The 25500-nt window shown below is 70.1% G+C and carries 16 protein-coding genes; 3 read left to right on the top strand and 13 right to left on the bottom strand.

The window, feature by feature from the left end; all coding sequences use genetic code 11:
* Nucleotides 1-80: 80 nt before the first annotated feature.
* The gene (locus ABZ464_RS13585) at nucleotides 81-1493 is read right to left on the bottom strand and encodes an aspartate ammonia-lyase (RefSeq protein ID WP_359275420.1); all 1413 of its coding nucleotides are present in this window, start codon (nucleotides 1491-1493) and stop codon (nucleotides 81-83) included.
* Entirely contained in the window at nucleotides 1490-2803 is a 1314-nt protein-coding gene (gene hisD / locus ABZ464_RS13580) for a histidinol dehydrogenase (RefSeq protein WP_359275418.1), read from the bottom strand. The genes ABZ464_RS13585 and hisD overlap by 4 nt, the downstream gene beginning before the upstream one ends.
* A 121-nt stretch (nucleotides 2804-2924) precedes the next feature.
* Between hisD and ABZ464_RS13575 the strand changes: the two genes are divergently transcribed.
* Nucleotides 2925-3884, top strand: a complete 960-nt coding sequence (locus ABZ464_RS13575) for a LysR family transcriptional regulator (protein ID WP_359275415.1) — start codon at nucleotides 2925-2927, stop codon at nucleotides 3882-3884.
* A 275-nt stretch (nucleotides 3885-4159) separates the two neighbouring features.
* Nucleotides 4160-5575, top strand: coding sequence for an amino acid permease (locus ABZ464_RS13570; protein ID WP_359275412.1), 1416 nt, complete (start codon nucleotides 4160-4162; stop codon nucleotides 5573-5575).
* 99 nt (nucleotides 5576-5674) lie between these two features.
* Here ABZ464_RS13570 and ABZ464_RS13565 read toward each other — a convergent pair whose 3' ends face one another.
* Entirely contained in the window at nucleotides 5675-7534 is a 1860-nt protein-coding gene (locus tag ABZ464_RS13565; protein WP_359275409.1) for a ricin-type beta-trefoil lectin domain protein, read from the bottom strand.
* Between the two features lie 186 nt (nucleotides 7535-7720).
* Nucleotides 7721-9952, bottom strand: a complete 2232-nt coding sequence (locus ABZ464_RS13560; protein ID WP_359275406.1) for an alpha-L-fucosidase — start codon at nucleotides 9950-9952, stop codon at nucleotides 7721-7723.
* 812 nt (nucleotides 9953-10764) lie between these two features.
* Between ABZ464_RS13560 and ABZ464_RS13555 the strand changes: the two genes are divergently transcribed.
* The gene (locus tag ABZ464_RS13555; protein WP_359275613.1) at nucleotides 10765-11646 is read left to right on the top strand and encodes an amidohydrolase family protein; all 882 of its coding nucleotides are present in this window, start codon (nucleotides 10765-10767) and stop codon (nucleotides 11644-11646) included.
* A 273-nt stretch (nucleotides 11647-11919) separates the two neighbouring features.
* On the opposite strand, the gene ABZ464_RS13550 is transcribed toward ABZ464_RS13555, so the two are convergent.
* The 9 genes from ABZ464_RS13550 to ABZ464_RS13510 form a co-directional block, all read right to left on the bottom strand.
* Nucleotides 11920-13287 (bottom strand): L-serine ammonia-lyase, encoded by a 1368-nt coding sequence (locus ABZ464_RS13550; RefSeq protein WP_359275404.1) that lies wholly within the window; start codon nucleotides 13285-13287, stop codon nucleotides 11920-11922.
* 87 nt (nucleotides 13288-13374) lie between these two features.
* Nucleotides 13375-14589 carry a helix-turn-helix domain-containing protein gene (locus ABZ464_RS13545; protein WP_359275401.1) on the bottom strand — a complete coding sequence of 405 codons (1215 nt, stop codon included), beginning with the start codon at nucleotides 14587-14589 and terminating at the stop codon, nucleotides 13375-13377.
* Between the two features lie 84 nt (nucleotides 14590-14673).
* Nucleotides 14674-16041 (bottom strand): DegT/DnrJ/EryC1/StrS family aminotransferase, encoded by a 1368-nt coding sequence (locus tag ABZ464_RS13540; RefSeq protein ID WP_359275398.1) that lies wholly within the window; start codon nucleotides 16039-16041, stop codon nucleotides 14674-14676.
* Between the two features lie 172 nt (nucleotides 16042-16213).
* A complete protein-coding gene (locus tag ABZ464_RS13535) occupies nucleotides 16214-17704 on the bottom strand; it encodes an amino acid permease (RefSeq protein ID WP_359275395.1) in 1491 nt (496 codons plus the stop codon).
* Between the two features lie 158 nt (nucleotides 17705-17862).
* The gene (locus ABZ464_RS13530) at nucleotides 17863-19326 is read right to left on the bottom strand and encodes an aldehyde dehydrogenase family protein (RefSeq protein WP_359275393.1); all 1464 of its coding nucleotides are present in this window, start codon (nucleotides 19324-19326) and stop codon (nucleotides 17863-17865) included.
* Nucleotides 19323-20222: an NAD(P)-dependent oxidoreductase gene (locus tag ABZ464_RS13525; protein WP_359275390.1), complete on the bottom strand. Its 900-nt coding sequence runs from the start codon at nucleotides 20220-20222 to the stop codon at nucleotides 19323-19325. Before ABZ464_RS13525 ends, ABZ464_RS13530 begins: the two co-directional genes overlap by 4 nt.
* A 248-nt stretch (nucleotides 20223-20470) precedes the next feature.
* Nucleotides 20471-22594 (bottom strand): beta-galactosidase, encoded by a 2124-nt coding sequence (locus ABZ464_RS13520; protein ID WP_359275387.1) that lies wholly within the window; start codon nucleotides 22592-22594, stop codon nucleotides 20471-20473.
* Entirely contained in the window at nucleotides 22591-24135 is a 1545-nt protein-coding gene (locus ABZ464_RS13515; RefSeq protein ID WP_359275384.1) for a family 43 glycosylhydrolase, read from the bottom strand. Before ABZ464_RS13515 ends, ABZ464_RS13520 begins: the two co-directional genes overlap by 4 nt.
* On the bottom strand, nucleotides 24132-25403 hold the full coding sequence (locus ABZ464_RS13510) for an MFS transporter (protein WP_359275381.1): 1272 nt from the start codon (nucleotides 25401-25403) through the stop codon (nucleotides 24132-24134). The genes ABZ464_RS13515 and ABZ464_RS13510 overlap by 4 nt, the downstream gene beginning before the upstream one ends.
* Between the last annotated feature and the right edge of the window lie 97 nt (nucleotides 25404-25500).

Below are 25500 nucleotides of genomic sequence, written 5' to 3'. Positions count from 1 at the left end.
GTCGGCCAGGGCCGGCTTTGCACCCCGCGCGCCGTGGTGCCGGCGTGCGGGACGTGGCGGGTGCCGGGTGCCGGTCGGGGCTACGGAAGGGCGCCGTGGGCCAGTCGGGCGGGGTGGAGGAGTTCGTCGATGGTGTGGTCGTCGAGCAGGCCGCGCTCGCGCACGATCCGGGTGACCGGCCTGCCGGTCGCCAGGGCTTCGGTGGCGACGTCGGTGGCGGCCTGGTAGCCGATGTGCGGGTTGAGGACGGTCACCGTGGCGATGCTGTTGTCCACGAGGCGGGCCAGGTGCGGGGTGTTGGCGGTGATGCCGTCGATACAGCGGTCGGAGAGCGCGGTGACGGCCTCGGTGAGGTGGCCGATGCTGCGGAACAGGCAGGAGGCGATGACCGGTTCGAAGGCGTTGAGCTGGAGCTGGCCGGCTTCGGCGGCCATGGTGATGGTGGTGTCGTTGCCGATGACGCTGAAGGCGACCTGGTTGACCAGTTCGGGGATGACGGGATTGACCTTGCCGGGCATGATGCTCGATCCGGCCTGCCGGGCGGGCAGGGTGATCTCGCCGAGTCCGGTGCGGGGGCCTGAGGACAGCAGTCTGAGGTCGTTGCAGATCTTGGAGAGCTTGACGGCGGCGCGTTTGACGGTGCCGGACAGCAGGACGAAGGCGCCGCAGTCCTGGGTGGCTTCCACCAGGTCGGGGGCGGTGGCCAGCGGGAGCCCGGTCAGGGCGATGAGGTGCTCGCGTACGGCTGTTGCGTAGTCGGGGTGGGCGTTGAGCCCGGTGCCGATGGCGGTAGCGCCGAGGTTGATCTCGTGGAGGTGGACGAGCGCCTCCCGCAGACGTGCGACGTCCTCCGCGACCATCACCCGGTAGGTGCCGAACTCCTGGCCCAGCGTCATCGGGACGGCGTCCTGGAGCTGCGTCCGGCCGACCTTGACGACGTCACTGAACTCGTGTGCCTTGCGGGCGAAGGCTTCCTCGAGGTGCTCCAGGGCGTCGATGAGGCGGTGGGCGGCCGTGATCGCCGCCAGTTTCAGGGCGGTGGGGTAGACGTCGTTGGTCGACTGACCGAGGTTCACGTGCTCGTTGGGGTGGATGACGGTGTACGTGCCGCACGGGTGGCCGAGATGTTCGAGGGCGACGTTGGCGATGACCTCGTTGGCGTTCATGTTCGTCGAGGTGCCGGCGCCGCCCTGCACGAGGCTCACGGGGAACTGGTCGTGGAACTCGCCCTCGACGAGGCGGTCGCAGGCGGCGGTGACGGCGGAGGCCGTGCGATGCGGGAGCAGTCCGAGGCCGGCGTTGCTGAGCGCTGCGGCCTTCTTCACCAGGGCGAGGGCGCGCACCAGGTCGGGTACGTCGCCGACGCGTTCGCCGGACAGGGGAAAGTTTTCCAGTGCGCGGAGAGTGTGGATGCCCCAGTACACCTGCTCGGGGACGTTTCGGTCCCCGAGCAGGTCGTGCTCTCGCCTCGTACGGGGAGCCGTGGTGGTCACGCGGTCCCGCCCTTCGGAGCCCAGTCGGGGCGGGTGCCCCGGGCGCGGGCGACGCGGGCGTCGCCGGAGCGGGCATGGCCTTCGAAGTTCTCCGCGCGAGCTGCCCGGCCGAGGAGTTCGCCGAGCTCGGCGGACGCGTCCAGGGTGGCGATCTCCTGGTAGGTGACCGTCTTGAGGTACTTGCCCACCCACAGTCCGCCGGTGTAGCGGGCGGCGAGCCGGGTCGGCAGGACGTGGTTGGTGCCGATCACCTTGTCGCCAAAGGACACGCAGGTGTTCTCGCCCAGGAAGAGCGCGCCGTAGCTGGTCATGGCCCGAAGGGCTTCGCGCGGGTCGCGGGTGAAGATCTGGACGTGCTCGCTCGCGAACTCGTCGGCGAGCGCGTACGCCTCGGTGAGGCTGTCGACGACGACGATCTCGCCGTGGTCGCGCCAGGCGGCGCCGGCGACCTCGCGGGTGGGCAGGTTCTGCAGCTGCCGGTCGACTTCGGCGAGCACGTCGTGGGCGAGGGTGTCGGAGGTGGTGATGAGGACGGCGGGCGAGTCCGGGCCGTGCTCGGCCTGGCTGAGCAGGTCGACCGCTGTGAGGAACGCGTCCGCGGTCTCGTCGGCGACGATGAGGACCTCGGTGGGGCCGGCGAACAGGTCGATGCCGACCTCCCCGAACAGCTGCCGCTTGGCCTCGGCGACGAAGGCGTTGCCAGGACCGACCAGCATGTCGGTCGGCTCGATCGTCTCCGTGCCGACGGCGAGCGCGGTGACTGCCTGCACCCCGCCGAGCAGGTAGATCTCATCCGCTCCGGCCAGGTGCATGGCGGCGATCGAGGCGTCCGGGAGGTTCCCGCCGGGGGCGGGAGTGCAGGCGGCGACCCGCTTCACCCCTGCGACCTTGGCCGTCGTGATGGTCATGTGCGCCGACGCCAGCAGCGGGTAGCGGCCACCGGGCACATAGGCGCCGACCGCGTCGACGGGCACGTTCCTCTGTCCCAGCAGCACCCCGGGTGTCACCTCCGCCTCGAAGTCGCGCAGGGACGCGCGCTGGAGCTCGGCGAAGCGCCGCACGTTCTCCTGGACCGTCCTGATGTCGGCGAGGGTCTGCTCCGGTACGCGGGCGATCGCAGCGTCGATGTCGTCCTGGCCCAGCCGGAACGAGGCGGGCGAGAACTGGTCGAACTTCTCCGAGTACTCGCGTACCGCCTCGTCCCCGCGGGCGCGGATGTCGGCGATCACGGCCTCGACCGTCGCGCGGACGGACTCGCTGGAGGGACCGACCACCGCGGATCCGGCGGACTGCTTGACGTACTTCTTCATTGACGGCTCCTGACAGGAAAGGACGCGAAACCGGCGTGGCCGGTGCCCTCCTGGCAGGCTAGGAATCGCCCTGGCTATAGCACAACCAACAGTCTTCTTGGCTTGGTGATAGCGTTTCCTTATGACGCTGATGCAGTTGCAGGCGTTCGTCGCAGCCGCAGCCAGGGGAACGTTCACCGCGGCGGCCGACGAACTCAAGATGAGCCAGCCCGCCATCTCCGACCTCATCCGCCGCCTCGAAGACGAACTCGGCACGAAACTCTTCCAACGCGGCCGCTCCCTGGTCCTCACCGCCGCCGGTGAGCAGCTGCTGCCCCACGCCGAGCAGGCCGTCGCCTCGGCCCGCCTCGGCGCCCAGGCCGTGCGCTCCCAGCTCGACCTCGCCGGGGGCACAGCCACTTTCGGGCTCCTGCGCAACGCGGACTACTACCTGCGCACCAACCTCGCCCAGCGCTTCCGCACCCGCTACCCGGACGTCCGTATCCGCCTGGTCGGGCAGAACAGCGCCGAGACTGCCCAGGCCGTCGCCTTCGGCACCCTCGAAGCCGGTCTCGTCACCCTCCCCGTCCCCGACGAGGACCTGGACATCGTGCCGCTGGCCCGCGATGAACTCCTCTACGTGACCGCCGACGCCGCCCGCGCGCACACCCCGCCCACCATCGACGACTTCTGCAGCGTGCCGCTGGTCCTGTACGACGCCCACTACGCCACCACCGATCCGGCCCGACGCCAGCTCAACGAGCGGGCCCAGCTCGCGGGCCAGCGCATCGAGCCGGTCATCGAGGTCGAATACCTCAGCAGCGCGCTCGCCCTGGTCAGCGAGGGCTTCGGCGACTCCGTGATGTGCCGGGCCGCCACCCTCTCCGACGCCATGCCCGCGAACCTCCGCACGGTCCCGTTCGCCGAGCCGCTCTACGACACCCTTGCCCTGGTCCGGCGGCGCGGCCAGATCCTGTCCCCCGCGACCCGGGAAATGGCCCGCATGGCCTGGGACTCGCTCGTCGAGCACCAGGCCGGTCCGCACGGCACAGCCGAGATCACTGCCTCCACCGGACAGTTGAGCCGCTTCTTCGCCGGATAGGCGACTGCCGTTCGGCCGCCGCCACCCACGGGGCCCCTGACGACGGGCCTCGGATACGGGCGAACCACCCCGCTCGGCATAGCGGAACGCTATGGACCTGCGAAGAAACTTGGCCGTTGTTCCACGGCCGGGGAGTTCCTACCGTGTTGCAGCACCGGAGGCGCCCGGGCCGTGGCCTCTCGCCCCGCACACAATGCCCGGCGAAGACGCTGGTTCGTGCTGCCCGCCCCCACACTCCTGCACCTCCCCCGCCGCCCACCCTTGAGGGACACACCATGACGCAGCCCCGAAGACCTTCTCCAGCCCAGAACGGACTCGCCACCGGCCTCAAGGGCCGCCAGGTCACCATGATCTCCATCGGCGGCGTCATCGGCGCCGGCCTGTTCGTGGGCTCGTCCAACGCGATCGCCGCCGCCGGCCCGGCCGTCCTGATCTCCTTCACGATTGCCGCCGCCCTGGTCGTACTGGTCATGCAGATGCTGGGCGAGATGGCCGCCGCCAACCCCGACACCGGCTCCTTCTCCACCTACGCCGACCGCGCCCTGGGCCGCTGGGCGGGCTTCTCCATCGGCTGGCTCTACTGGTGGTTCTACGTCCTGGTCATCCCCATCGAAGCCATCGCCGCCGGAAGCATCCTCGGCTCCCTGCTCTCTGTGCCCGCCTGGATCCCCTCCCTGGCCGTCATCGCCCTGCTCACGGCCAGCAACCTCCTCTCCGTCAAGAACTACGGGGAGTTCGAGTACTGGTTCGCCCTGCTCAAGGTCATCGCCATCGTCGGCTTCCTGATCCTGGGCTTCCTCGCCATCACCGGCGCCCTGCCCGGTTCCCACACCAGCGGCGTGTCCCGCCTGTGGGACCAGGGAGGATTCGCGCCCAAGGGCAGCTTCACGATCCTCGCCGGCCTGCTCACCGCCATGTTCGCCTTCCAGGGCAGCGAGATCGTCACCATCGCCGCCGCCGAGTCAGACGAACCGAAGAAGAACATCAAGAAGGCCATCCGCGCCATCGTCTGGCGCCTGGGCCTGTTCTACCTCGGCTCGATCTTCATCGTGGTCAGTCTCGTCCCCTGGAACGCCGACGACCTCGCCCACGGCTCCTACCAGGCGGCCCTGGACCGCATGGGCATTCCCGGCGCCTCCCGGATCATGGACGTGGTCGTGATCCTCGCCGTCTGCAGCTGCCTCAACTCCGCCATCTACACGGCATCCCGTATGGCGTTCTCCCTCGCACAGCGCAACGACGCACCCGCCGCGTTCGGCAGAGTCTCCACGACCGGCGTCCCCCGCACCGCCGTGGTCGCTTCCACCGCCGTCGGCATCGTCGCGGTGATCGCCAACTACGCCCTCCCCAGCGTCTTCACCTACCTCATCGCCTCCAGCGGCGCGATCGCCCTGATCACCTACCTGGTCATCGCCCTGACCCAATACGCCACCGGCCGCCGCGACGACAACGACTCCGACGTACGCATGTGGGCCTTCCCCTACCTGACCCTGGCCACCATCGCCTTCATCGTCGCCGTCCTCGTCCTCATGGCCCTCCTGCCCGAACACCGCCTCGAACTCGGCCTCTCCCTCGGCCTCACCGCCGTACTGGTCGCCATGGGCATCCAGCGCCAGCGCACTGCTGCCCGCACCCGTTCCGCCTCGCCCGCCGCACCCGGGACGGACAGGATCCCCACTTCCAGCTCCTGACCCGGCTCACGGCATCAAGGGCCACGGCTGTGATCAACAGCCGTGGCCCTCCGCCGGATTGACCTCCCCGGCCTCCTTCAGTCCCTCGCGTCGTTCGTCTCAGCCTCCGCTGGAGGCCGACCACTTCTGGTTGGAGGCGCCGGTGCAGCTCCACAGCTGGATCTTGGAGCCGTTCGCCGTGGCCGTGCCGGTCACGTCGAGGCAGAGGCCGGACAGGTCGTTGGTGACGCTGCCGTCCGCGTGGAAGGTCCACTTCTGGCTGGCGCCGCCGTTGCAGTCCCAGGTGATGACCTTGGTGCCGTCGGTGGTGCCGTTGCCGTTCGCGCCGAGGCACTTGCCGCCGACCTGGAGTTCACGGCTCGCCGAGTAGACGTACTGCTGGTCGGCGCTGCCCGGCACGCAGTCCCAGATGCGCTGCTGGACACCGTTGGCGGGGTTGCCGGTGTCGTCGAGGCACCGGTTCGAACCCTGGCCGACGATCTGGCCGGCGGCCGTCTGCGCGCCCCGGGTGAAGGTGACGGTGGCGTGCGAGGGCAGCGTGTAGGAGAACGATCCGGCGTTGTTCCAGGTGGTGGTGAAGGTGGTGGCGGAGGAGTTGTTGTTGTAGGCGACCAGCACTTCGCCGCCGTCGGGGTTCTTGTAGGCCTGGGCCCAGATGCCGCCGCCGTCGGTGTAGCCGATGCGGGTCGCGCCGGGGACGACGAACTTCGAGAACTGACCGAGCTGGTAGTAGTTGTCGGTGTAGGTGGCCTTGCCGGTGGCCTGGTCGACGGTGACCAGGCCGGTGCAGTTGGTGCAGCCGACGCCCATCTTCGGGCCGCCGTCGGTGTCGAGCGCCAGGTTCCACAGCAGGGCGCCGTTGGCCCAGTTGAAGGTGGATTCCAGGGCGAGTTGAGCGGCGTTCATGGGGGCGATGCCGGGTCCGGTGGAGCATTCGCTCTCGTAGATCCGCTTGTCCGGGTAGGAGTTGTGGATGGTGGTCATCTTGCCGAGGTCGTTCTGGTAGCAGTGCCACGCGGTGCCGTACATCGCGTTGCGGGCCGCCTGGTTGCCCATCAGCGTGTTGGCGTAGTTGGTGTCCACGTGGTCGGCGTCCCCGCCGAGAATCTTGGTGTCGGCGAATCCGGCCTGCTGGAGTGCCGGGGCGAGGTTGTCGGCGATGAAGGTCGCCTCGTTGCTCGCGGACCACAGCATCGCCGAGTACGTGGACGGTGAGATCGTCGGCTCGTTCTGCGGGGTGACGCCCCAGACGTCGACGCCCTTGGCCTTGTACTCCTGGAGGAACTTCACGTAGTACTGCGCCAGCGGGCCGTACATGTCCGAGCGCAGGGTGCCGTTGCCCTGGCCGAGCATCGTGTTGGTGGTCTTCATCCAGGCCGGCGGGCTCCAGTTGTTGGCGAAGAGCTTCATCGACGGGTTGAGCGCCTGGGCCTGCTTGATGATCGGGACGACGTAGGCGTCGTCGTGCGCGGTGGAGAAGTTCGCCAGACTCGGGTCGGCCACGCCGCCGTTGTCGTCGTAGGAGTAGGTGCCGGGGCTGCCGGCCGGTGTGGCCGTGTAGTCGGAGGAGCCCATCGGTGTCCGCATGAGGGACAGTCCGATGCCGGAGCCGCGGGTGAACAGATCGCGCATCACCCGGTCGCGGGTGGTGGCGCTGAGCTTGTTCTGCAGGAGGTACGCCGAGGTGTCGGTGAAGGCGGCGCCGAAGCCGTCGATGGTCTGGAACGACTGTGTGGCGTCCACCGTCAGGTTCACACTGCCCGAGGACACCGGCCCCAGGGCGATGCCCGGCTGCGGGGTGAGGGCCTGGCTCAGGTCGGACGTCGTCAGGGTCACGCCGATCGTGGCGCTCGCGGCCTGCGCGGGCGGCGCGGCGAGGACCGACACCCCGCCCGTGACGGCCAGCGTCAGCGCGGTGAGCTGCGCGCCGAGTCGGCGGGACGGTTGTCTCTTGTTCATGGAGATATCCCTGTTCACTTGTGGTCGGTTCTGCCTTCGGCGCGGGCCGGTCCGGAACGGCTCTGTAAAGCGGTCGGTCGGCGCCACCCCGGCCGCGGCACGGCGCACGGCCCGCTGCGGCGAGGGGTCCTGCCTGTTCGCATGGCCCGGTGCGGGCGAGGGTTGGCCACCGCACCGGGCCATGGGTCACACGGTGCTGATGGTCCACTGCATGTTGGTGCTGTTGCCCCACTCCCACAGCTTGGCGACAGCGCCCTCGGAGACGTTGCCGCCGCCGTCCAGGAGCTTGCCGGTGGTGCGGTTGACGATGTTGTACTGGCCGTCGCCGCGGTGCGTGATCTTCCACTGCTGGTTGGTGTGACCGTTCCAGGCCAGTTGTTTGCAGGTGGCGCCGTTGCTGGTGGCGCCCCAGCTGTCGGCGACCATGCCGTTGGCCCGGTTGACCAGCTTGTAGTAGCCGTTGCCGACCTCGACCGCCTGCCACTGGAGGTTGGCGCTGTCGAACCAGTGCCACTGCTTGAGGGCGGATCCGTCGGCGACGTTGCCGCCACTGTCCAGGGCCAGCCCGTCGGTGTAGTTGATGATCTTGAGGTAGGTCGAGGGGTTGAACTGCACCTTCAACGAGGTGATCTTGTCGTTCTGGCCGGTGACCCGCAGGTCGGCGTTGTCGGCGGTGAAGGTCCACTGGGTGCCGGTGAAGTTGTCGCCGGAGTAGGCGACGATCTGCTGCCCCGGGGCGAGCCTCAGCGAGGAGATGCTGAGCGCGGGCATCCCGTGCAGGTCCAGCTGGTCGGCGGTGTAGTCGCCCAGGCCGAGCGTGGCGGAGGTACCGCTGTAGTTGACGTCCGTGAAGACCAGGGCGCCGTCGACCGGCCGCAGCGTGGGGATCCGGCCGGAGAAGGTCAGCTTCAGTACGTACATGGGCGCGGAGTACGGCGCCGATGACGGCAGGGTCACCTTGAGCCCGGACGCGTCCTGGGTGCGGTTCGGGAGGTCGATGTAGGTACCGGCCGTGCTGTCCAGCAGCTTCACCGAGGTCAGCGACCCCAGGTTGATGCGACCGGAACTGAGCGTCTTGACGGTCAGCGAGCTGCCGGGGTAGCCGAGCACCGTGGCGTACAGGACGGTGTTCGCCTTGTTCCGGGTGAAGCGGATGTCCTGCGCGGTGCCGGCGCTCGGGTTCATGAAGGTGCCGCCGCCCATCTTCGTCGGCCCCTCCCCGTACGCGGTCCAGGCACGGGTCGAGTACACCGACTCACCGAAGCGCTTCAGGTAGTCGCCGATGCCCAGCAGGACGTCGCGCTGGCCCTGGGGGATGGTGCCGTCGGCCTTCGGCGCGATGTTGAGCAGGACCGTGCCGTTCTTGCTGACCCGGTCGATCATGGCGTGCAGCAGCAACTGGGACGTGTAGTAGCCGATGCCCTCGGTGTAGCACCAACTGCTGCTGGAGACGCTGTCGTCGGTCAGCCAGTAGGGGGATGTGATGTCGGCCGGGCCGCCACGCTCATAGTCGAAGACCTCGCCGTGGCCGTTGAAGGCGTCCTTGTAGGTGGCGACGACCTCGCGGCCCCAGGAGTTGGCCTGGTTGTAGTAGTAGGAGAGGAAGTTCAGCAGCTGGGTCTCGGCGATCTCGTCCAGGTGGACGTCCTGGTAGATGATGTCCGGCTCGGCCAGGTCGATGACCTCCTTGAGCTTGTCGTACCAGAGCTGCTCCTCCGTGGTCTTGTCCAGCTGTCCGTAGAGCTTCTTGAGGCTGGGGTCGGACTGCGCCGGTGCGGCCTGGAAGTAGCCGAGGTAGTTGTAGGCGTGGTGCATCGACACCAGCAGCTTGAGGTTCTTCGCGCGGACGGCGTCGGTGAAGAGCCGCAGCAGGTTGAGCTGGGGGCCCTTGGCGACCGAGTTCCACTCGTTGACCTGGCTGTCCCACATCGAGTAACCGTCGTGGTGCTCGGCGACCGGCCCGGCGAACTTCGCGCCGGCGTCCACGAACAGCTGCACCCAGTCGTCGGGGTCGAAGTTGCCGCCGGCCGACTTCAGCCTGGGCTTGAACTGGGTGAAGTTGCCGGCCTTGTCGTTCGCCCCGTTGATGAAGTTGTGGTACGGCCACGCGGACGTGGTGCCGTAGGTGGCGACATGGTGCTTGTTGACCCCGCTGTTTTCGAAGTACATGTTGCGCGGGTACCACTCGCTGTCGAAGGCGGGGACGCTGAAGACACCCCAGTGGAAGTAGATGCCGAACTTGGCGTCCTGGAACCACTCGGGAGCCGCCGGGTGCTGGTTCACCGAGCCCCAGGTGGGCGTGTAGGTGGACGGTGCCGCGACGGCGCGGCCGGAACCGAAGACGCCTCCCGCGACCGCGGCCGCCGCGACGGCCGTGGTACCGGCCAGAAACTGGCGTCTGTTGATCGCTCTCGACATGGCTGGACCTCCGAGGCAACTGATGTGCCGTATGACTGACGGGGACATCGCGGGAGCGGCGCTCCGGCGTGGGTGACCGGCACACCAGGCGGGGTGCTGGGGGTGCGAGCGGGGAGGGGAGGGAGGGGAGAGTTGCGCGTCGAGGGGACGAGGTGATGCGCGGCCGCCCCGCGTGCACGCAGGACCGTCACCGACCCGGTACCGGACTCAGCATGGAGTCGCCCTACTGAGCCCGTGATTGCTGGGATGTTTCCTGAGCTGCGAGGACGTTACGGTGACATGACCGGAGCTGACAAGGGCCCTTTCGACACGATTTCTGCGCCATGAGAACCCAAGCGTGGACAGGAGGAGCGCGAAACTGCCTCGCAGACGGCCGAACAGCCCTCCTGAACTCCACTTTTGCGTCAATCACCGGAGGAAGCTCCACTGTTGGCGGCAGTCAACAGTTCCGCAACGTCACCCCCAAGTACCGCACCCGCGCTCCCATGACGGGGCGGCCAGGCGCACCTCGACGCCTTCGGCGAGTCGGATCAAACCTGACCCAACCGCCACTGTGGGACACGGATCAAACACAGGGATCCCACCAATACATCCCAGCAATGAATTGTCACCCCGGCCCGCTGGTGACTAAAGTCGCCGCAGCACCAGACCTCCGATGACTCCACAGTCGCTTCGACGCAGCGCGTCTCGTGAGCGTCTCCGGTACCCGCTGCGTCTTCAGGAGTGCTGCCATGTCGTTCACCGAGCGCTCGTCAGCCCGCGTCGCCGCCCCCACCGGCCTCCCCCACGGCTACGACGACCCGGCGCGGCCCGTGTCCGACCGCGCGTACTCCGGCCTCGTCGACGCCCACCACCATGTGTGGAATCCCGACCGGCGGCCGCAACCCTGGCTGGACGAACCGGCGCACGGGCCGATCCGGCGCTCCTTCGGCATCGAGGACCTGCGGACGACCGCGACCCGGACGATCGCGGGCCGACGCCTGGAGCAGACCGTGGTCGTCCAGTGCGTGGCGTCCCAGCCCGAGACACGCGAGCTGTTGGCCCTGGCCGAGCGGGACCCCCTGATCGGTGGCGTCGTCGGCTGGGTGGACCTGACCTCGCTCGCCATCAGGGACATCCTCGACACACTGCGCTCGGGACCGGGCGGCTCCTATCTGCGCGCCGTGCGCCACGTCGTCCAGGGCGAGCCGGACTCCGCCTGGCTGCAACGGCCCGTCGTGGAGTCGGGGCTGCGCACCGTACGCGACGAGGGGCTCGGCTACGACGTGCTGATCGGCGCCCACCAACTGCCCCAGGCCATCAGGCTCGCCGAGCGCGTCCCCGGTCTGCCGCTGGTCCTCGACCACGCGGGCAAACCACCGATCACCGAAGGCGACCTGACCGACTGGGAACGCCAGATCCGCCTGCTGGCCGGCCATGAGCAGGTCCGGTGCAAGGTGTCGGGGCTGCTCACCGAGGCCGACCCCGAGACGTGGGACAGCGTGGACGTCCGGCCCGTGTGGGACGTCCTGCTCTCCGCCTTCGGCCCGAAGCGGCTCATGTTCGGCTCCGACTGGCCGGTCTGCGGCCTCGCCGGCGGCTGGAACGCCTGGGCGGCCACCGTCGAGGAGTTGCTGCACGACTGCTCCGGGACGGAGACCCGGGCCATCCTCGCCGGTACGGCGACCGAGTGCTACCGGCTGCGGCCCCGATGACCGGCGCCGCACGGTGGGGGCATCGGCTGGAAGCGACGCGGGGCGACGGCACGTACGCCAGCGGTCTCCGGGCGAGCGTGCTGCCGGGGAACTTCGGCGGCGCCGTGGAACTGCACCAGCCCGACTCGGCCGCCCTGCCCGTCTCCGGCGAGCAACTGACCCAGGGGGAAGGGTATTTGCACGCCATGCGGGAGGCACGGTGGCGACCTGGAGCAGCTCAGCGCGCACGACGCCGCGCCCGGCCGGGCCGCGGCACCGCTCCGTGACCCGGGATCAGCATTCGATGACGTTGACGGCGAGACCGCCGCGGGATGTCTCCTTGTATTTGATCTTCATGTCGGCGCCGGTCTGTTTCATGGTCCTGATGGCTTTGTCGAGGGAGACATGATGCCGGCCGTCGCCGCGCAGGGCCATGCGTGCGGCGGTGACGGCTTTCACGGCGGCCATGCCGTTGCGTTCGATGCAGGGGATCTGGACGAGGCCGCCGACGGGGTCGCAGGTGAGGCCGAGGTTGTGCTCGATGCCGATCTCGGCGGCGTTCTCGACTTGTTCGGGGCTGCCGCCGAGGGCTTCGGCGAACGCTCCGGCGGCCATGGAGCAGGCGGAGCCGACCTCCCCCTGGCAGCCGACTTCAGCGCCGGAGATGGAGGCGTTCTCCTTGAAGAGGATGCCGATCGCGCCTGCGGTGAGCAGGAAGCGGACGACGCCGTCGTCGTCGGAGCCAGGGATGAGGTCACGGTAGTGGTGCAGTACGGCGGGAATGATGCCGGCGGCCCCGTTGGTCGGTGCGGTCACCACCCGATGGCCGGAGGCGTTCTCCTCGTTGACGGCCATGGCGTAGAGGGTGACCCACTCCATCGCGTGCCGCTGCGGATCGCCCTGGGCGCGCAGGAGTCGGGCGGAGGGGGCGGCGCGGCGCCGGACCTTCAGCCCACCGGGCAGGATTCCCTCGCGTGACAGACCGGCTTCCACGCACTCGCGCATCACGGTCCAGATTTTCAGCAGCCCGTCGCGTATCTCCTGTTCGCCACGCCACGCCTGCTCGTTCTCCAGCATCAGGCCGGAGATGGAAAGGCCGGTCTCGCGGCAGCGTCGCAGCAGCTCGTCGCCCGTGGCGAAGGGGTACGTGAGCTGGGTGGTGTCGGGCTTGATCCGGTCGCTTCCGATGGCCTCCTCATCGACGACGAACCCTCCGCCGACCGAGTAGTACGTCTTCTTCGACAGGGTCCGGCCGTCCGCGGTGTGGGCGGTGAGAGTCATGCCGTTGGGGTGATGGGGCAGGGCACGGCGCCGGTGCAGTACCAGGTGGGCGTCGGGGTCGAAGGGGACCGGATGGGTGCCCGACACATGGAGCCGGCGGGTGCGGGTGATGCGTTCGACGTCGAGGGCGGCCGCGTCGACGTCGACGGACTCGGGCAGGTGCCCTTCCAGGCCGAGCATGACGGCGTTCGGGGTGCCGTGGCCGTGGCCGGTCGCGCCGAGCGATCCGAACAGCTCCGCGCGCAGGCCGGCCGTGTCGGCGAGGACGCCATCGGTGGTCAGGTGCTGGGCGAACATGCGGGCCGCGCGCATCGGCCCGACGGTGTGGGAGGAGGAGGGGCCGATGCCGACGGAGAAGAGGTCGAAGACACTGATGGCCACGGAAGACCCTCCTTGTCTGTCTCAGGGGATGCGGGCGCGCATCCGGTGCGGGTGGACGGCGGTGGTCCGGGCCGGCGGGGGCCGCGGTCAGATGCGGGGGCGGCGCATCCAGCGGGCGGTCTTGATCGCCATGTGGAGTTCCAGGCGGGTCGGGCCGTCGAGGGGGTCGGTGCCGATGGCGTCCTTGATGCGGCCGAGCCGGTAGTAGAGGCTGGTGCGGTGCAGATGGAGGTGCTTGGCGACCTGGTTGACGCTGGCACTGTCGTAGTAGACCTCCAGGGTGTGGAGGAGTTCGCCGGTGGCGTCGGCGGCGTACAGCCGGTCGTAGAGCGCGGACTGCTGGACGGCCTCCCGGCGCAGGTTCTGCGCGAGGAACCGGTACGGCCCGATGCCGTCCCAGTCGGCCAGAGGGCCGAGCGTGGGGTCGACGGCTGCCGCCTGCGCGGCGGCGACGGCCTGCTGGTAGGCGTCGGGGAGGCGGTCGACGGTCTTGAGAGGGCCGCTGACGCCGATGAACACCGGGTGCGGTGTATCGGTCGGAACCGCCGTGCTGCGGACGGCGGCGGCAAGGTCGTGGTGCAGCTGGAGCGGAGTGTCGGCGCCGTGGCTGGAGCGGGCGAGGACGGTGGTGTGGGTGTCCTGCACGGACGTGGCCAGTACATGGCTGTGGGCGGCCAGGGTCTGGTGCAGGGCCACGCGCAGCTGTGCGGTCTCGGTGTCGCTGCGGCGGGCCGGGTCCCGGCCGGGGATGGGCAGGCACACCAGGGCGTGCACGGTGTCCAGTGCGTACAGCGCCGGCCACGACGCGAGTTCCTCACATGCGGCCTGGTCGGCCCGGCAGGCGTGCCGGAAGACGGCTTCGCGGTGGCGGCGCTCCTCCAGCTGCGGGTTGGCCTTGTCGTACTGCAGGGCGGCCAGGGTGTCGATCTGTTCGCCGAGCAGAGTGAGCCGGTCGAGGAGGAGGGGGATGGACCAGTCGTCCTCGGAGTGCAGGATCCACAGGGTGCCCGTCTTCACTCCGTGGTGCAGGAGGGGGACACAGAGACGGGCGCGCATGCCCAGGTCCGGGTTGGGCGGTACTTCCACGGGCCGGGTGGCGGTGGCGACGCCGTGTCGGTCCTGCCAGGCGCGGACGTCGTCGGGGACGGCGCGGGTCAGCAGAGAGCGGATGCGCGCGTCGTCGGCGCGGCCCTGCTGCACGCTGTAGGTCACCAGGCGGCCGCTGAGGTCGTCGACGGATACGCCTTTGCCGAGAGCGGCGGCGATCTCGTCGACGAGGCCCTGGATGTCGCTGCTGTTCATGCCGCGCTGTCCCTTGGGTCGTGGAGTGCTGAGGAGGGGTAGGGGCGCGTGGAGCGTCGGGCGGGTGAGGCCCCGGTGCTCAGGCTAGGGCCGCGCCGGGCGGACCGCGTTCAGCTGCACGGGTTGGGGGTCGGCCCAGATGCCCGGTCCGAGGAGCGCGCGCAGTTCTGCCGCTCCGTGCGTGCTCGCGGGGCCGGTGTTGGTGAGGGAGTGGTGGATGACGGCGGCGACGTGGGGCATGAGCGCGGCGTCGGCTCCCCGGCGCACGATCTCCTGGGTACCCAGCCTGATGCCCTGCGCGGGCGTGTCGGGCGTCTGCCGGGGCAGCCGGCACGTGCCGGCATGGATGCCGTGGGCGGCCAGGCGGGCGACCGCGTGACCCCCTCCGCCCAGCGCGGTGGCGTCGACGACGATCTGGTGGGTGCGGGTGTAGCCGCGGTCGGCTCCGAGGAGGGCGTAGCCGTGACCGGCCAGCTGATCCGCCAGGTGCTGGGCCGCGGTGATGGTCGGTGCGGCCCAGGACGGCTCCTGCGCGACGGCCTCGGCCGCGGCGATGGCGAGCGGGCCGAGCCGGGCGGGGTCGTAGTTGGAGCTGAGGACGGGGTAGGCGGCGTGGGAGATGGCCTCGGCCAGCTGTGGGTCGTTGGTGACGGCGGCGCCGCCGGCGGGCCCGGCGAAGGTCTTGTAGGTGGAGAAGGTGACGATGTGGGCGCCCTCCGCGAGCGGTTCCTGGACGTGTCCGGCGGCGATGAGTCCGGCCGTGTGAGAGGCGTCGTGTATCAGGAGCGCGCCGGTGCGGTCGGCGGCCTCGCGCAGCACACCGAGCCGGTGGGGAAACAGCGTGACGCTACCGCCCACCAGGATCAGCCTGGGCCGGTGGGCGGTCAGGAATCCGTCCAGCAGGCGCGCGTCGACGTCCAGGTCGGTGCTGCTGTACGGCAGGTGGGCCACGTTCAGGCCGCGCACCCCGGCGGTGGCGTGGGCGTGATGGCTGGCGTGGCCCCCGGCCTCCGGGGAGAGCACGGCGATGGTGTCTCCGGGCTGGGTGAAGGCACTGTAGAGGGCGAGGTTGGCCATGGTCGCGGTGAGGAAACGGACCTCGGCGTAGGCGGCGCGCATGGCACGGGCGACCTGAGTGGTGGCGATGACTTCCAGGGCTTCGATCTCCTGGACGCCGGTCTGGAGTTTCCCTCCGGGCCAGCCCAGGGCGGGGCGGGTGGACAGGTCGCCGGCGTGGGCGGCACGGACTGCCGGGGAGAGCACGTTGGTTCCGGCGTACAGCACGAGACCCTCGGTGGCCGTGCGGTGGTGGAAGGCGTCCAGCTCACGGGTGACCGCGTCGGTGACCTCGGCCGGTCCTTCCTCGCGGTGGAGGGTCTCCAGTTCGCGCAGCCGCCGCCGGCTGGCGGCGTCGGCCCAGGGTGCGATGGCGGGGGGCGGGTGGGCGTTCACGAGGAGAGGCTCCTTGCCGGGCGGGGAGAACGAGTGGTCGGCGGGCTGCCGCCGTGGTTCGGCAGCCCGCCGGGTGCGGGCCGTCCGGGAGGGGCCCGTGTGTCGCCGGTGCGGCGGCGACGGCTTTCACCAGAGCCGGGTCACCGGGGGTCTCCCGGCGGCCCGGTCGCGGTCAGTCGACGAGGTGTGTCGCGGGCTTGTCGCCGGCTCCGGCGTCGACCGTGGAGGGGCGGACGCCCGGTTCGCCGGAGGCCGCCGCCGCTTCCCGGGCGGCCATCCTCGGCCGGGCGTACAGGTAGCCACCGATGAGGGCGGCGGCCCACACGGGCAGCGCGTACAGGGCGATGCGGTTGTCGGGATCGAAGCCGAGGATCACCGTGACGAATGCCAGGAAGGCGATCACGAGCCAGCTCAGCGGGGTGGCGAAGGGCAGCCTGAACCAGCTCTCGTGCACCTCGCCCCGGGCCAGACGTCGACGGTAGATCATGTGGCAGACGATGATGACCAGCCAGCTCCAGATCGCGCCCAGGGTGGCGACCGAGGAGATGTAGACGAAGGCCTGGTCCGGTACGGCCGCGTTGACCAGGACGCCGATCATCATGGCGGCGCCGGACGCCAGGATCGCGGCGGCGGGCACATGCCCCTTGTTGACGGTGGCGAACCGGGCGGGCGCGACGCCGTCCGCGGCCAGCCGCTTCAGCAGGCGCCCGTTGCTGAACAGACCGGAACTGCAGGAGGACAGGGCCGAGGTGAGGACGACGAAGTTCATGACGCTGCCCGCGGCCGGCAGTCCGATGTGGGTCAGCGCCTTCACGAACGGGCTCTCGCCCGCGCTGAACTCGGTCCAGGGGAACAGGGTGAGCAGCACCAGCAGCGAGCCGACGTAGAAGATGCCGATCCGCCACGGGATCGAGTTGATGGCCTTGGGCAGGACGGTGTCGCGGTTCTTCGTCTCGGCGGCCGTCATGCCGATCAGCTCCACGCCCTGATAGGAGAAGACCACGATCTGGAAGGCGAGCAGGACCGCCATCCAGCCGTTCGGAGCCGCACCACCGTGGTTCCACAGGTGGGCGAGGGCACTGTTCTCACCGGCGTCGCCGATGCTGAAGACCGCGACGAGGGTGCCACCGACGATCAGCCCGAGGATGGCGGCGATCTTGATGGACGCGAACCAGAACTCCGCCTCGCCGAACGCCCCGACCTTCAGCAGGTTCAGCAGCACCAGCGCCACGAGGACGACGAAGGCGGTGACGTACTGAGGGACGGACGGGAACCAGTAGTGCACGTAGATGCCCGCCGCGGTGATCTCGGCCATGCCGATCACCGTCCACGTCGTCCAGTAGCCCCACCCGGTGACGAAGCCGTAGGCGGGGCCCATGAACTCACGGGCGTACTCGGCGAAGCTGCCGCTGACCGGACGGTAGATGAGCAGCTCGCCCAGGGCGCGCATGATGATGAAGATGAACACGCCGGTGACCGCGTAGACGCCGATCAGGGCGGGCCCGGCCTTGGCGATGCCGCCGCCTGCCCCGAGGAACAGGCCGACGCCGATGGCTCCGCCGACGGCGATCATCCGGATGTGGCGCTTGGTGAGGCTCTGGGCGAGCCCGTCATCGGTGAGTTCGACGCCGTGGGCCGGCGGCCGAGGGGTGGTGGTACCCATGGAAGGTCTCCTTCGGGTACGGCGGAGCCGTCGCGCGACAGGCGCCGCCGGAGCGGGGTGGTGAACAGCAGACCCGTGTGGGGAGCCGGGCTTCGGCGACGCCTGTCGGACGTCGTGCGTGGGGAGGGTCGCGCGCTGGGGTGGTGCGCGCCGGAGGGTCAGGCCGTGTAGGCGATCGTGAAGCTCTTGTGCTGGGTGAAGCTTTCGAGCGCGCCGTCCACGGAGTACTCGCGGCCCAGGCCGGACTGCTTGATGCCGCCGTAGGCCATGCCGGGGATCTGTCCGCCACCGCGGTTGATCTGGATCCACCCGGCCTGCAGCCGGTTGGCCGTGCGCAGCGCCTGGTCGATGTTCTTCGACCACACGTAGCCGGCCAGCCCGTAGGTGGAGTCGTTGGCGGCCTCGACGACCTCTTCCTCGTCATGCCAGGGGATGACGACCAGGACCGGGCCGAAGACCTCCTCGCGGGTGATCTCCCAGTCGGCGTCGACACCGCTGATGACGGTCGGCGCGACGTAGTAGCCGTCCTGGTCGACCGGCCGACGGACACCGCCGGTGATCAGCTTGCCGCCCTTGTCGAGGCCGGACCGGATGTAGCGGCAGACCTTGTCGTACTGCGTCTCGCTCACGAGGGCGCCGATGTCGCTGTCCTCGTCGAGCGGGTCGCCGATCCTCAGCTGCGCCAGCTTGCCGGTCAGCTTCTCCAGGAACGAGTCGAAGATGTCCTCGTGCAGGTACAGGCGGGAGCCGGCGGTGCAGGACTGGCCCTGGCGGGTGAAGCGCATACCCATGATCACGCCGTCGACGGTGGCGTCGTCGTCGGAGTCGGGAAAGACGATGACCGGGGACTTCCCGCCCAGCTCCAGGGTGACCGGCGCGATCCGGTCGGCGGCCGCCGCCAGGATGCCGCGCCCGACCCCCGTGGAGCCGGTGAACGTCAGCTTGGCGATGTCCGGGTGGGAGGCGATACGCGCGCCCGCCACGGCACCGGAACCGGAGAGCACGTTCAGCACACCGTCGGGCAGGATCTCCGCCGCCCACTGCGCCAACCGCAGCACACCCAGGGGGGCCAGCTCGGCGGACTTGAGGACGAGGGTGTTGCCCATGGACAACGCCATGGCGATCTTCAGCGCGGACAGCTGCACCGGTGCGTTCCACGGCACGATCCCGCCGACGACGCCGAGCGGCTCGCGCACGGTGTAGGACAGCAGGCCGTCGCCGAGCGGCAGCGTCTCGCCCTTCTGCTCGGAGGCGACCTGTCCGTAGTAGCGGAAGATGTCCACCGCGGAGGCCGCCTCACCGCGAGCCTGGGTGCGCAGGGCGTTTCCGGTCTCCGAGGCGATGATCCGCGCCAGTTCCTCCTGGTGCTCGGCGATCCTGTCACCGAGCTTGATCAGCAGGGCGCCGCGCTCCCGCGAGGGCCGGGAACGCCAGGCCGGGAACGCCTCCCGCGCGGCCGCGACCGCCCGGTCCACGTCCGAGGCGCCTGACGCGGGTACGCGGGCGATGATCTCGCGGCGGCCGGGGTTCTCCACCTCGATCCACTCGCCGGAGTCCGCCGGACCCCACACGCCGCCGATCAGCTGGTGGACGGAGGGAATCTCCACGCCTGTGGTGCTCACTTGCCGGTCTCCTTGGTCTGCAGGCGGACGCCGGCGAAGTCCTCGTAGAACTCGACGACGCTGGTGAAGTCCTTGCTGCCGCGGCCCAGTCGGCGGCCGATCGTGAACAGGTCCCGTACGGCGTTGGACAGCGGCAGCGGCACCGGGCCCGAGGCGGCGGAGGCCAGGAACAGGCTCAGGTCCTTGTGCATGAAGTCCAGCGCGAAGCCGGTCGGCCGCTCGGCGGTGAACAGCGTGCGCGGGAAGTAGCCGGACAGCACGTTGCTGTTGGCAGAGCTCTTGGTCAGTACGCTCACCGCGGTGTCCAGCTCCACGCCCTGGCGTACCGTCATGGTCAGGGCCTCGCCCAGCGCCGCGATGTTGATGGCCGTGATGAGGTTGTTGGCGAGCTTCACGACCTGACCGCTGCCGCTGTCCCCGACCCGCACCACGCTGCCGGCATAGGTGTCCAGGAGCGGGCGCACCTTCTCCAGGGCCGCCTCGTCACCGCCCACCATGATCGCGAGCGTGCCCGCCTCCGCTCCCTGCACTCCACCGCTGACCGGCGCGTCCAGGAAGCGCACGTCCTGCGCCGCCGCCGTCGCCGCGAGCCGCCGTGAGGTGTCCGGATCGATCGTGCTGTGATCGACGATCACCGCGCCCTGCTGGGCGTGCGGCAGGATCTCGCCGACCACCGCCTCCACGATCGCCGGCGTGGGCAGACTCAGAAGGACGGCCGCAGCCCCCTCGGCGGCCTGCGCGGCCGACGCCGCGGCGCGGGCCCCCGCCTCCACCGCGGCCTGCACCGCGGCGGCGTTCAGGTCGAAAACCGCCACGTCGTGGCCGGCCTTCACCAGATGGGCGACGACTCGCCCACCGATGTTCCCCAGCCCGACAAAGGCGACTGTTGCACTCATCCGAAGACTCCGATCTCAGCTGGTTCCCAGCCACTGCCCGAGGGGCGTGAGCAGCTGGAATCCGACGGTGTGCAGACCGTACGGCCCGGCTGAAACCGGTCACCACCGGCAGATGCCGAAAGCTGTGCCGCGTTCCTTTCGGCATTTGTAGAAGGGCCGCCCCATGTGCAGAGGGCGTGGACCGCCTCCCTCGGGAGGTGGTCCACGCCCTCTGCGTCCGGCGGCGCGGTCGGCCGATGTCGTTGGGGCTATCGCCCTTGTTCCGCCCCCGATGGGCCCTCTCCGCTCTCCACGAGGACTCGGACGTCCCACGGCCCCAGCTCGAGGGACTCGCCCTCCGCGCAGGGCCGACCGCTGACGACGTCCCGGAATGTCTGGGGAAGCCGCACGGGCTGTGGTGTCCAGGACCAGTTGTGCAGGAAGTGGACGCGACGGCCGTCGGCCGCGGTCGCGCTCGTGCGGGTCACGCTCGCGGGCAGGCCGGACCAGGCGTCGAGGGACGACGGACACGCCCACGCCAGCAGCGCCTGGGCCAGGCTCTCGTCGGGCACGGTGCCGACGCAGGTGATGCGCCCCTCGCCGACCCGGCGTGTGGTGACGGCCGGCCACCGGCCCAGATGGGGGTGGTCGTACCGCGCCAGGACGGTGGCGTCGTCGACGACGAGGCTGTCGGCCCATCGGGTGGCCGCGGCCGGCCCGCCGTTCGCCAGAGCGGCGTGGGCGGCGATGACGGGCACCGCCTCGTTCAGATTGCCGAACTCCGCGTAGTGCACGCCCGCGGCGGTGGCCAGCCGGGCCGGCATGACGTCGGTGCGGGCCCGGCCCTCCTCGTCGCCGTACCCGGTGCGCGGCCCCAGAACCAGATGGCCACCCGCCTCCGCGTAGGCCCCGAGCCAGTCGAGCGTCCGGTCGTCGGTGAGGTACAGGCCGGACACGACCAGCACCCGGTGCTGCCGCACCGCCTGCTCGGGAGGCGTGTCGGCGAGTTCCCGGGCGTGCACGATGCGCGCCTGGAGCCGGGCGTCGAACGCGCCTCGGTGGAAGGGGTCGAACAGGGCGTCGTAGGAGTCGGGGTCGGGGCTGCCGTCCGGGTGGGCGAGCGGTGGGTACTTCTCCATCAGCCACTTGGTCGGGCGTGAGTAGACCAGAGCGACGTCCGCGTCCGGGACCAGGTCCACGACCAGATCTCCCGCCGCCTCGAACTCGGCGCCGATGCCGGCCACTTCCGCGTGGATCCGGCCGGGCCGGCCACTGTGCGGCAGCACACCGCCCCAGTAGGTCTCGCCGCCGAAGTGCAGGGTGTGCCAGTGCCAGTACTCGATCATCCGCGCTCCCCGGGACACGAAGGCCCACGCGGCCTGGCGCAGTTGCCCGTCGTACGGAGGGCGGTTCTCGAACGGGCCGCCCACGCCGCCCGCGTTCGTCTCGGTGACGAGGAAGGGCTCCTGGCGGGAGGAGTACATGCGGTCGGCCCTCAGGTACAGCCCCCGCGGGCCCATGGCCTTCCACGGGTGCCGGACGGGGACATTCTCGCCGGGCAGTCCCAGTGCGTCCTGTGTCTCGTAGTAGGCGTTGCCCGAGGAGACGTCGAGGGCGTCGGTCATCGTGTCGTCGTCGACCGCGGGGCGACCGTAGTCGATGCATGTGGTGACGAACTGCTCCGGGCGCGCGTACTCCCGCACGATGCCGGCCTGGCAGGCGATGAACTCGTTCACCTGCCGGGCCTGGAACTCCCGCCACGCGATGTCGTACTGAGGCTGTGCGTTGCCGTCGGGCGTCCACAGGTCGGCCCAGGTGGACAGCCGGTGCGACCAGTAGACCAGACCCCACGCCCGGTTGAGGGTCTCCACGTCACCGTACTTCGCCCGCAGATCGTCGACGAAGCGCTGGAACACGCCATGGTTGTACAGGAGTTCGTTGCCGGGTTCGTTGTCGACCTGGTATCCGATGACGGCCGGGTGGTCGGCGTACCGTTCGAGGATCCTGCGGGTCACCCGCTCGGCGTGGAAGCGGAACGCCGGGTGGGTGATGTCGGCCTCCTGCCGGGCGCCCCAGGGGATGCGCCGGCCGGTGCCCCGCTCCCCCGCGATCTCCGGGTACTGCCGGGCGAGCCACGGCGGCACCGCGTACGTCGGGGTCCCCAGGAGGACCGAGATGCCGCGTTCGTGGGCGCCGTCCAGGACGGGCCGGAGCCAGTCGAGGTCGAAGCGGCCGTTCTCCGGTTCCCAGGTGGACCAGACGGACTCGCCGACCCGGATGACGGTGAAGCGGGCCTCGGCCATCAGATCGAGGTCGTCCTTGAGACGGTCGTACGGCTGGTACTCGTGGTAGTAGGCCGCGCCGAACAGGACGCGGCGCGGCAGCGAGGTCATGACGAGCCCTCTCCGTGGTAGCGGAAGTCGGCGAAGTGGACGGTGCCGTGCTCGGCGAACACGCCGGTCACGCGGCCGGTGAAGGGTGACGCCAGTTCGACGGACCAGAAGCGGCCGTCCAGTTCGGCGAGTGTTGTCTCGGTGCCGGACTCGTCCACGACGACGAGCCTGATCGTGTCGCCCGGCGGGAGCCAGGGCACCTCGTGGGGTTCGGGCACACGGGTTTCGAGCCGCAGGAGTACCTGTGCGCCCGGTACCTCGGCAGTCCAGGTCTGGGTCAGCGCGGGCAGGTTGCCCCGTGCCGTGACCAGGAGGCCGTCGCCGGACGGTGCCCGTTCGGCGACCAGCGTGACCGTGTACCGCTCGTCGAAGCGCAGACCGATCCCGCCCCTGCCGTCCGCCGGGTCGACGCGGGTCTCGAACAGGCTGCTCAGATGGCGCTGCCGGCGGCCGACGAAGTCGGGCCGGAAGGTGTCCAGGCCGCCGGAGCCCGCGCTCACGGTCAGATGACCGGGTCGTGCGTCGAGGGACGCCACGTCGGCGGGGGCCCGGCCCACCGCCAGCCAGCCGGGGTCGGCCAGGGCGGCCGGGTCGGTGAACTCGACGTACTCGTCCAGTGGTTCCGGGCGCGGGTTCACCTCCACGGGCGCCGGGCAGGGCCAGTCGTCGACCCATTCCACGCCGGTGACGTACGTTTCCCGCCCCAGGGGCGAGGCCTTGCCCGCCATGCGCGTGCCGAGCAGCACCAGGACGTCCTCGCCGTGCGGGCCGCGGACCAGGTCGGCGTGGCCGGTGCACTGGACGGAGCGGTCGGTGCCCGAGGCGCACAGCACCGGGTTGCCCGGGGCTCCTTCGAACGGCCCCTCGATGCTCGGGCCCCGGGCGACGCTCACCGCGTGGCCGTACCCGGTGCCGCCTTCCGCGATCATCAGGTACCAGTGGTCGCCGCGCCGGAACAGGTGCGGCGCCTCGGGTGCGACCAGCCCCGTTCCGGACCACAGTTCCCGGGGTTCCTCCAGCGCCCGTCCCTCGGCGAGGTCGACCCTGGCCTGGAGGATGCCCCGGTGCTCGACGACCGTCGTCCCGTCCAGGTGCAGGCCGCTGTAGGTGACGTAGGCGGCGCCGGTCTCGTCCCAGGCCAGGTCGGGATCGATGCCGATGATTCCGTCGAGGGTGGTGCCGTCGCTCCAGGGTCCGGCCGGGTCGGCGGCGGTGAACACGACGCAGCCTCGGGGACTGGTGGCCACCGTGACGATCACGTGGAAGAGGCCGTCGTGGTGGCGGATGGTCGGGGCCCACACTCCCCCGGAGTCCGGCACGTTCGCGACTCCCACCTGCTCCTCACGGGTCGCCACGTTGGCGATGTGTTCCCAGGTGACGAAGTCGGTGCTGCGGTGGACCGGCAGCGCCGGAAGGTACTCGAACGACGAGGTGACCAGGTACCAGGTTCCGTCGACGAGGACACAGCTGGGGTCCGGGTTGAATCCGGGGATCAACGGGTTGGGCAGCGGTGCGGCCGGGCGCGGGTTCGGTGATGTCATGGCTGGTCCTGCCTGTTCGAGGGTGCAGGGGTCACGGGATCGCCCGGGGAAACCGGCGGCTTCGCGGGCTGATCCGTGACCTGGTCGGTCGTCCCGTCGGGCGGGGTGGCGCCCCGCCGTCCGGATCTGCGCCAGGGCTCGCACACCAGCGCCGCGAGGAACGCGAGACCACATGCCGCGGCCAGCGGGGCGCGGGCTCCCCAGCCGGTGACGAGCAGCCCCGCGAGAGTGGTCCCGGCCACGTTGCCGATGGCGAGCACGCTGCCCATCCATCCGAACGCCTCGGCGGCGGAGCCCGTCGGCGCCGTCGCGGACAGCCGTTCGAAGAGGCTGGACAGCGCAGGTGCGACGGTCATGCCCCAGAAGAAGAGCAGTACGATCAGAGCGGTCCGGCCGGTGGTGAGCGCCAGCAGCCCCAGTCCCGCCGCCACGTACAGCAACGGGCGCCGCAGCCTCGCCTTCTGACGCCTGCGCGCACCATGGACCAGTCCGCCCACGAGAGACCCGAGGCTGCCCACCGCGAGCACGAATCCCGCATCCGTCGACACCTCCGAGCCGCTCACCAGGGCGACCACGCCGAGGACCTGGGCCGCCAGCGCGCAGGTCAGCAGCGCTCCCGCCGCGAAGAGACGGGGCAGACCCCGCACCCGCAGCACGGCCCCGCCGCGGACGGACGCCGCGACCACGCGGCCGGCCTCCGCCTCACGGCCCGCCGCGTAGGCGAGCGTTCCGACGAGAACGAGCGTGCCGCACGCGGCGAGCGCGAGGTGGGGCCCGCCGAAGGCGGCCAGGGACGACGTGATCACCGGCCCCACGACGAAGACGACTTCCTGCGCGGTCGCCTCGAGTGCGAAGAAGGTGCGTCCCTGTTCCGGACGGACCAGTACCGGCACTGTCGCCCGGACCGTCGAGGTCAGCGGAGGCGTGCACAACCCCAGGCACAGGGACAGGCAGACCAGCAGTACCGGTTCCGGGGGAACCAGGATCAATGTCGCCATGGCCACGGTATGCAGTACGGCGGTGACGGCGAGGACCCGGCGACGGCCGCGCGCCTCGGCCAGTCTGCTCAACAGTGGTCCGGAGACCAGGGCTCCGATCATGCCGACCGCCGACACCGCGCTGTACACCGCGTAGCTCGACCGATCGATGGTGAGCATCAGCATGGCGAGGCTGGTCATGCCCTGGTTGAAACGCCCCACGATGGAGGTGAGGAACAGCCAGGACACCGAGGGAGTGCGCAGGAACTCCCGGTAGGCGGCTACGGGCACGGCCGAGCCCTCGCTGCGTCACGGTGGGGCTGACGTGATGTGTTCACTCTGTTCCTTGTCGAGGTGTGTGTGCGCTGCGGCTGCGAGGAGCCCCGGC

The sequence above is a fragment of the Streptomyces sp. NPDC005820 genome, from assembly GCF_040630255.1.
Classification (GTDB): Bacteria; Actinomycetota; Actinomycetes; order Streptomycetales; family Streptomycetaceae; genus Streptomyces.
This window is presented reverse-complemented; position numbering and strand designations above follow the sequence as displayed.